This window comes from Ruegeria sp. HKCCD7628, assembly GCF_057221005.1.
The window spans coordinates 1-8,727 of sequence record NZ_JBWVBA010000028.1 but is presented as its reverse complement, the minus strand read 5'-3'; the positions used below and the strand labels follow the sequence as shown (position 1 = coordinate 8,727).

Below are 8,727 nucleotides of genomic sequence, written 5' to 3'. Positions count from 1 at the left end.
GCATTTCTCGGAGAGTTTAGCCCCAAGTGCCTAGTGTCATTTCATGTTCTGATGAACTGGCTGGGGTGGTAGGAATCCTTGCCCTCCGATGATTGTTATCGGCTTTTTGGCGAAGCCTGACCGACTGGGGCGGTTCCGGGGGCATTCGCTAAGCTTTGCGACGGGCATTTTGACCGCTAGAGAGGTCGTTAACGGGTGCTGACGATATCGCTAAAACCGCCCAGTGGCGCTGAGACGGCCGCTGACGAGTCGTTCCGGGGGCTGAAGACTGGTCGCTGGTGCTGGCGGTTGGGGGTTTGGCTGGCTGGGGCTAGGGCCCGCTCATAGCAGTGAAGTTTCCAAGCGAGGTGCTGCAAAACTTTACTGAAACAAACCACGAAGATTTTGTGCCGTTTTGTCGCTCGGATCACGTTCCGCAACCTGAGAAAGACAAAGACGTCCCATTGGGGCATCGCCATTCTCAAAATGCGCCATCGCTTCATTGAATTTTTCGAGCGTCCGTATGCGTGCCGCAGTCAATTCTTCGGGCAATGCATCTAAGACTTCAAAAACCGTTGCCGTTTCCGATCGCCCTTTGATCTTCAAACCAGGAATCCGGCGAAGCTGCATGTCTCCAGCCAACTCTGACGCGACACGGTCAGAGATCAGCATGGGTGTTTCCAGGGTTCGCGTCGCACTCTCCAAACGGGCGCAAAAGTTAACAGGATCACCGACGACATCGCATTTTAAGCGTTCGCTGTTTCCTACGGTCCCCATAATGAGTGTACCAGAGTGAACAGCCGACCCCATCTCAAACAGTGGTTCGTTCTTGCCGTTTTGGCCGCGTTCAATGAGCTTTTTGTGAGCATTGATGCTCGCTAGCACGGCATCGTCGGCGTTGCTTGAAAAAAGGGCCAGCACACCATCTCCTTCGAGGCCGCTAATAAACCCGCCTGTAGCGCGAAACTCCTGTTCAAGGATGTTCACGAACTCATTCAAGAGATCGAAAGCGGGCTTCGGGCCCAGACTTGATGCAATCGTAGAATAGGAGCGCATGTCTGCGAAAACTACTTGCATTGAGCTTTCGACAGACAATCCTTCGCGCACGTCCATCAGTCGATCTTTACCCAGAACATTCAGAAACTCCTGTGGCACAAATCGCAAACTCGCTTCATGCGTGTCGCGCAACTCCTCGTCTTTCAGTTTGAGTGCAACTGAGCTGGCCCAGGAGCGGATGGCCTCGCTTACAGTCAGGGTCAGATCATTTTCTGCCCAGGGTTTGCCAATGTACCGATACAGACGCGCCTGATTGACCGCAGCACCAACTGCGTCCGCTGTGGCTTGTCCGGTGAGAAGTATATTGAGAGTACTTGGCGAACGCTCGTGAACCTTAGCCAGAAACTCTTCTCCTCGCATACCAGGCATAAGCTGATCCGAGACAACAACGGGTACAGCAACGCCGTCTGTCATCAAATCTTCCAATACTTCGAGGCCCTCTTCTCCTGACTCGGCGATTTCAATGGTCACTTGAGGCAACGAGTTTCGCAGTTGCTCTTGCAGGCTGGTCAGAACGATCCGTTCATCGTCGACGCATAGCAATGTAGGGCGGCCCTTCAAGTGCTCGCCCAAGCGTACTAATTCATCCATCCGTCAATTCTTCCTGCTCTTGTTTTTGCACCCTTGGAATCCGCACTGTAAACTCTGTTTGGCCGGGTGTGCTGTTCACCGTCATCGTGCCGCCATGGCGACGTACAATATCAATGCTGATGGACAAACCAAGGCCCGTACCTTCGCCGATCTCTTTGGTCGTATAGAATGGTTCGTATATTCTATCGATCCGATCAGGCGAGATTCCAAACCCGGTATCTTCAACACTTACGATGAGCTCTTCGGAATTCATCCGGGCTTCCAAAGTCAATGTGCCGTCATAATCCATGGCCTGCAGCGCGTTGTGGATAAGGTTTGTCCATACTTGGTTTAGGGCGTCATGATCTGCCGAAATAACGGTGTCTACATCGTATCTTGTAACAACACGAACGCCGCGTTTGATTAGATTTTGATAAAGCGTAAGAACGGTATTTAGGTTCTCTGCGACAGACCCATTAGTGAACTCGCCCTTGGTGCCGGGATGCGCGTAATTCTTGAGCGCAAAGACGATTTTGGATGACCGTTCAGCGGCCATTTTGATTGTGTTGCAGTTCCGATTAAGGCTCGCAAAAGACCGCAGCTGGGCAAAGACCAAGGGCCAACGATTGCTGCGCAAGACACTTGCTTGATCAAGGTCGATATCGCGTAGACCAATCTCAACCAACTCAGAACTTTTCTGGGTTGCATCCTGAAATCCAAGATCAGCCAATTTGACCGCCAAGCTCTTTCGTACTTGCCTTTCTTCTCTGGTCGTCAGCTCGCCTTCACTTGTTTCGATGACCCTCATCAAGCTCGTAACGCCTGCGAGTTCCTGCTTGTTACTTGCATCATTCAGTTCGGGCCAACCCGTTAGGATGTTTTTGATAGCTCGGCTCAGATTGTCATTCGATGCCCGAATTGCTCCTAGTGGTGTGTTGAGCTCATGCGCGACGCCTGCAACCAACTCGCCCACCGCAGCCATTTTTTCGCTTTGAACCAAAGCCTCCCGCGATTGCGCCAAAGCCGTGTTTCGTCTTTCCAGAGCTTGCCCCATTTGCCTCCTTAGACGCATGAAAAAGCTAACAAGCACGAATATGGCAAGCGATACTGCAAGAAAGTTCATTGTGAACAAGTATAAAGGGATCTTTATAAGTTCAGCGTCCTGGAAAAGGTGCAGAGGCGGCGGGTTGTTGACCTCAATAATCAGAGACACAAAAACCAATAAAACGAAAAAACCCAACCATAAACGGGACATAATGCGTCCGCCAAAAGATTGAGCTGCTGTGAGACAGAGCATTGACCAAAGCATTGTGCCACCAGAAGCCACCAAACCTCCCAACGACCATTGAAATACAAACGGCAACAGGATGCTGATGAAAATCTGAAAGGCCCGTGCGAATTTGAAGTTCTTGGTGCGCCGCAATGCGCCAAAGTTGATCGCTGTCAAAACCACATACCCGAAAGGAACGAGGCTTTGCAGATACAGACCCATTCCCGACGCCACCGCTCCCCAAAGAAGGCCACCTCCAGACATGACGAGACCCGTAGCGATCAAAAAACGGTGTTGAAGCCTTTCTTCGCGAGAGCTGTCTGGCCGGTCAGCGATAGCTCCCCAATCAGCAAAACTTATCGCTGTCATAACGCTTCCCTTCAACATCCTTTGGCAATGGACGCTGCATGATAGACCATATTGTGGCGAGCGTGGGAAGGCGTTCAGACTACCGCCCTGCAACAAGCAATTACGCGACAGCAGTAAGTGCTCAACAAGCGGAAACTTTGCAGTCTTCGGCGATAGGATTGCGAGCATCCTGATGTTAGCTGTATTTAGAGCTCAGCAATTGCTGCTAGTGACAGCAATGCGGGTTGCTGGCTGAGCACTTTGTATCCTACTCCAGCTCTTCTTTCGGCGGGTGCGCCAATCGCTCTACGCTGGTCGATCGACTGGAAAGTCCGCAGTACGTTCATTCAGCCAGCCTTCAACCAACGTCCACTTCAACAAAAAGAAAACAAAGTGAGCGCCCCCGGCAACCCGCTAAGGGCCGCCGAGGGTTAGGTGTCAGGGTGGTCTTCGGTTGACGACATAGTCAGCCAGCCATTGCCAGTAGGCTTCAGCATCACGGAACCCTTGAGCCCGAGCAGCAAGATCTTCCGCTGCTTTACGAGTGCAACCGCCATCGTATTCAGCAATAGCAGCCCGCTCTTCGAACGCGTCAATGTCCGGGAACCTCATACCGGGAGCCGTATCTGATCGACGATCGACCGGCGTTGCTCGTCACTGATGCCAGCCGAGTAAATCCCATAGGTGATCCCGTTCTCCGACCGCGCCGATTGGTGACCGACCAGAGAAGCCGTGAAGTGTTCGGGAACACCTGTTCGTTCGCACTGGGTCACAAACCACTTACGGGTCGAGTGAAACACCAGTCCCGGTCGCTCCAGACCCAGCCGCCGTCGTAGTCTCGCAAACCCCTTGGTGACGTGCGCCACCGTCAAGTCAGGGAACAGAGGACCATGGCTAGGCAGCTGTCGGAACGTATCGTCTAGCACCGGATGAACCGGAACCAGTCTCTCCGCCGCGTCGGTCTTCAGCAGTCTTAACTCATTGGGCTGAACATGAACGAAGCAACCGAGATTGCCCTTGGCTACGAGGTCTTCCCGGAGTAACCCAACCGCTTCCCCCGCTCGCATTCCTGTCAACAGGCAGGTCAGAAGAACAGGATGCAGGTCTCGGTCTTTGGCTCCCAGCAAGCGCACGACTTCATCGTCAGTCGGAACTGCATAGGGTTGAGGACGTACCTTGCGATCGAAGAGAACAGTCCGGAAAGGATTGACCTCCAGATACCCCTCGTAGACCACCCAGTCGAGGAAGTGATTGACCTGTGACCAGATACGTCGCTGAGTTCTGGCAGTTATCGTCACAGACCCTCGTGACGAGTACGCGACCAGTTGGTCCAGAGTCAGCCCACGCGTCCGCTCTGACTTGCCGATCATTGGGGAGAGTTGGGCAATTGCCGTCAGGAACTTCCGTCCGTCTTCTCTCGCCAGAGTGCAAACAGAACGATCAGCAAATCGACTAGTGAACAACCCGACAGAGTATCGGACCGATTTGAACCCGCTGGGTCGAAGCTCGTTACTGCGCTTGTTCAGATAAGCCCGGCTCAGGTCACGAACCGGCACCTTTACCGGCGCTGATGGCCTGATGAACTTAGACCTCTCCAGATTGCATCCAGAGTCCTCCAGAGTGGCTCGGAGACGGACGAGAGACGACTCCGGTTGGTCAACCCAATCAGGAACGTCAGCGGTGCTCTCTGGGACAGACAGGGCGTCTTCTGCTTGAGACCGAACCTGTTCCACCAGTGTCTCGAACCGCGCATTGACTTCAGCGGCTCGGACGCGGGCGGTACCGGAGTCACTGGTCTTGAGGCTCTGCTTTAGAGCCTGAGCGCCCAGCGCGAGAGCCACGTCAACGGGATAGTTGCGTCTGAACAACCACGTATGGCCCTTCAGATAGGCATAGCGAATGTGAGCAGACATAGGTCTCCTCCTTTCAAGTTTGGAATGTGGGATGGGTTCAGTTGGTTGAGACGAGTCTGACGATCATCTCGAGTGCCGGTTCGCCGTAGGTTCCAGCCAGAGGGCCAGTCACAGCAAAGCCGGTCACGCAGTCTTCGAACACCTCTTCCACACGGAACAGATGTTCAGGGACGTCATCGAAGGCATGGATGACCACGACGTCACCGGGGTTCAGCTCCAGCTCAGTCATCGTCGGACTTCCACGTCCAGAGGACCGCCAGCAGAACCAGAGCTGAGACAGCGGGGTGGGACCGAGAGACCACCCAGATCATCGTCGTCAGGACAGCCTTGGGCGGTGGGTGCAAAAGAAAACCCCCGACGAGAACGCCGAGGGCAGACAGGTACTTCATGGATCAAACTCCTGCAGTTGCTTCTTTATTTAGATGCAGGAGGTTGCTCAGTTTTGACGGAGGTGGACGTTCAGGTTTTCCGCGCGGATGGCAGGTTTGCAGACGAAGGGTCGACCAGTTTCCTGCCTAAAGGAAAAACAACCGTACTGCCTTATCAGAACCGAACGCTTAAGTTTGCACCGAGGCCATGCTCTTGGCCGTTGGAGCGAACTGAATAGCCATATCCTGCCGTTAGTCTGGCCAGATCAGAAATCTGATACCCTAGCCCCAGACCAAGCACGAAGCCATTTGCCCCTCGGTTTTGTCCGACTTGTGTGAACGTGCCAAAGATCGGGCTCGTTACAGTGATTTCGTGCTCACTGTCTTTGTTTGCAAAGAAGTCATATTCATACCGGGCAAAGGCGATTGGGGTTAGCAAACCACTCTCTGTCAAGAAGTCGCGTTGATAATCAACTCCAATGGAAGCGACCAGGGACTCCGCGTTCGCTTTTTCAATTGAGTAGTTGAAATCACCACCGCCAGTCTCTGTGCCTGAACCTTGTTGAATACGCCCGTAGTTCAATCCAAAAACCGTAGAGACCCTTGCACCGCTGTCCAGGTTAAACAACTTCCGTGCCTGGATACCGGCGTGAATTCCTTCTTGGTCCAAATCAGACTTTGCCTCGCCTCCCGTAAAAGCATCAACAGAAGGGTTATTCCGGTTGGCGTCCGTTTCGCCGAACATGTAACCGATCAGCCCAGAGAACTCCCACGTTCCGGTTGTTGTACGCCCATAGACACCCACGTGATAGCTGTCGGTCGAAAAGTCCTGATCGACTTGATCGTGCTCATCCATGGAGGACGTCCCGAAGCCTGCATACACTCCGACCACACCTCTATCGGTACTTGCAACATCCGCTCCGACCAAAATGGTGCCCAGCGAATAGTCGAATGTGCCAAGGCCGTTATTTCCCTCAACGTCCCCGTTCACATAGGCCGTGTCGATCCACCAGCGCCGATCAGAACAGTCGATTGCGCCACTCGGGCTATGGGCCGTGTCGATGTCGCCTGCTGCAACGGGTTGATCCTTGTTGCTGAAGCCGACCGCTTGATACTTGCGGCAGTCAGCGTGGCTCAAAACTGTGTTGGTTATCAGGTCTAATTGCTCAAGCCCAATGGTCAAGTTGGAGGAATAAGGCTCCGCGTGCACACGGTTAAACCCTGCCAGACCTGAATTGGTAAGCGTGTTTACGGCATTACCCAAGGTTGACCCATTGGTCAGATTGGTTCCGGGTGACATGTTTGTGGTGTTGGCCACCGCGCCAGCCAGATTGCTGGCATTTGGCGAATTGGTAACTGCTGGGTTCTGAGGTAAGCTTGCGACCGGTTGTGCCGTGAATGCTATATCAATCTGACCATCTGTGGTCGGCGTGTTGGCTATCGTCAAATTAGACAACGCAGGAAGAGAACCTCCAGCAACAAGCGTCGGTGAGTCTCCATCGAACCTGGAAGCCCGAAAAACAGTGTAATTGTTGCCAGCAGCATAATCTTGTGCAGTCAGACCAGGTTGGGCAGCCTCTACTTGAATTGTGGCGCGGTTAATTCCTGTAACTGGCCCGCTGGATGACACCAAGTCAGCTTTCTGCCCGGCCGTCGGATCGACTTCAGTTAAGAGCCGTGACCCAGTTTCAAACGCGATTCCGCCACTGTTGTTGAGTGTACCAATTGAAAAGCCTGGCGAAAGCACCCCGCCGTTTTTAACTGTGAAGTTGAATGCGTTCACGGTTCCCGTTCCGGCCAGCGTGCCAAAGTTCTCAAAATTTACGGTGTTCAAACTGCTTGCCGCATCAAGCCGAACGGTTGTACCTGCGGCTATCGCCATATCGCTGGTCGAAGAAATCGAACTATTCGTCAGCGTGAAGTCAGAAGCCTCTGCAATCCGGGTTTGGATAAAATACGCCCCGAAAACCACCTCGGTCGCCCCCATAACAGTCAGGTTGTCATAGGTTAACGGTCGGTCAGACTGGAAGTAGACTTCAGTGGGGTCGATATTAGCCCCGTTGAATGGAGCGAATGTCATTGATCTGCCGGAACCGATCGACGTTCCAATGAGGTTCACTCGGAGCTTCCCGTTGATGTTTGTCGCCAAGGCTTCTCGGGAAACAAAGTCTCCGCTGCCCGCCGCGACATCAACATTCAGAAGAGTTAAAACTGAAGCATTGCTTGGAACGGTATTTTGGCCGGGAACGTACAACTCAATTTCACCTGAGGACGTGATTGAGGAGTTTCCAATTGTTAGTCCTGTAATGGGCCCGTTTGGGATCGGAAGACACGTGCGTTCCGTCGTTGAGATTGTTTGATTGACGCGAGTGCTTTCAGATCCAGAAGAGTACTCTATCCGAGGAGAACCCAATTCTACGCAGGCTTGCGAGCTTTGAGCTTGCGCGTCGTCCGTCACCAGCACAAAAGCCAAGGCTCCCAGTGTTGAATTAATGAAAACTGAACGCTGAGCATGTTGTGCCGTCGGTGCCGAGCTCTTTGTTTCCATCACCTTTCTCCTCTTATTCCATCGGCGAGAGTACACCCAAATGTGATACACCGTGAGTCTTTTGGCGTGCTTAAAAAAGTTGAACGATTGACTGCTTTGGGCTCGAAGCGGCAGTTCGCTGCATTAGGATTGAACATCCGCTCCGCCCCAACCCGCCAGCACAAGCAACCAGTCTTCAGCACCCGGAACGACTCGTCAGTGGGTCGTCAGCGCCAGTGGACGGCCCTCTAGCGGTCTAGTTGGCAGCCTCTCTAGCAGCCAAAATGCCCCCGAAACCGCCCCAGTTTCTCGGGCTTCGCTGAAAAGCCGATAACAATCATCGGAGGGCAAGGATTCCTACCACCCCAGCCAGTTCATCGGAACATGGAACGACAGCAGGCGCTTGGGGCTAAACCCTCCAAGAAATGCCCCAGTTTATGCCCCAGTGGTTTCGGGTGTTACGGGTGCCGAAGGTGGGCCCTCAGAGGTCGTTGAAGGCCCATGCCACAGTCATAGCAGGTCTCGATCGACACCGTTCGCCCAGAAGTCCCAATCGTCGCGCTTGTTATCCGCCGCCGACCCCTCAATCAGGTGCTCAGGACGGACGCAGCGCTCGTTATGACAGCGATGACGAACCACCGTCGCCTCATCGATCACCGCCCGGTTAATCACGCAGTAAACGAACCGCGCAGAGGC

8 protein-coding genes are annotated in these 8,727 nt (G+C 53.4%); all 8 read right to left on the bottom strand.

The annotated features are described in order from the left end of the window. Positions 1-360: 360 nt before the first annotated feature. Positions 361-1,626, bottom strand: a complete 1,266-nt coding sequence (locus AC2TAD_RS22105; protein ID WP_170560081.1) for a response regulator — start codon at positions 1,624-1,626, stop codon at positions 361-363. After that, a complete protein-coding gene (locus tag AC2TAD_RS22100; protein WP_170560079.1) occupies positions 1,619-3,244 on the bottom strand; it encodes a sensor histidine kinase in 1,626 nt (541 codons plus the stop codon). The genes AC2TAD_RS22105 and AC2TAD_RS22100 overlap by 8 nt, the downstream gene beginning before the upstream one ends. A gap of 417 nt (positions 3,245-3,661) precedes the next feature. Then, a complete protein-coding gene (locus tag AC2TAD_RS22095) occupies positions 3,662-3,835 on the bottom strand; it encodes a hypothetical protein (protein WP_480870684.1) in 174 nt (57 codons plus the stop codon). Then, positions 3,832-5,136, bottom strand: a complete 1,305-nt coding sequence (locus tag AC2TAD_RS22090; RefSeq protein WP_480870681.1) for a DUF6538 domain-containing protein — start codon at positions 5,134-5,136, stop codon at positions 3,832-3,834. The genes AC2TAD_RS22095 and AC2TAD_RS22090 overlap by 4 nt, the downstream gene beginning before the upstream one ends. Before the next feature lie 37 nt (positions 5,137-5,173). Continuing rightward, on the bottom strand, positions 5,174-5,365 hold the full coding sequence (locus AC2TAD_RS22085; protein WP_170554962.1) for a hypothetical protein: 192 nt from the start codon (positions 5,363-5,365) through the stop codon (positions 5,174-5,176). Next, entirely contained in the window at positions 5,358-5,525 is a 168-nt protein-coding gene (locus tag AC2TAD_RS22080) for a hypothetical protein (protein WP_170554964.1), read from the bottom strand. Before AC2TAD_RS22080 ends, AC2TAD_RS22085 begins: the two co-directional genes overlap by 8 nt. Positions 5,526-5,679: 154 nt before the next feature. After that, complete coding sequence (locus tag AC2TAD_RS22075; RefSeq protein ID WP_234899420.1) at positions 5,680-8,052, bottom strand: autotransporter family protein; 2,373 nt, start codon at positions 8,050-8,052, stop codon at positions 5,680-5,682. A 489-nt stretch (positions 8,053-8,541) separates the two neighbouring features. Further along, positions 8,542-8,727, bottom strand: a 186-nt coding sequence (locus AC2TAD_RS22070) for an HNH endonuclease (protein ID WP_480870676.1), incomplete at its 5' end; no start/stop codon positions are given.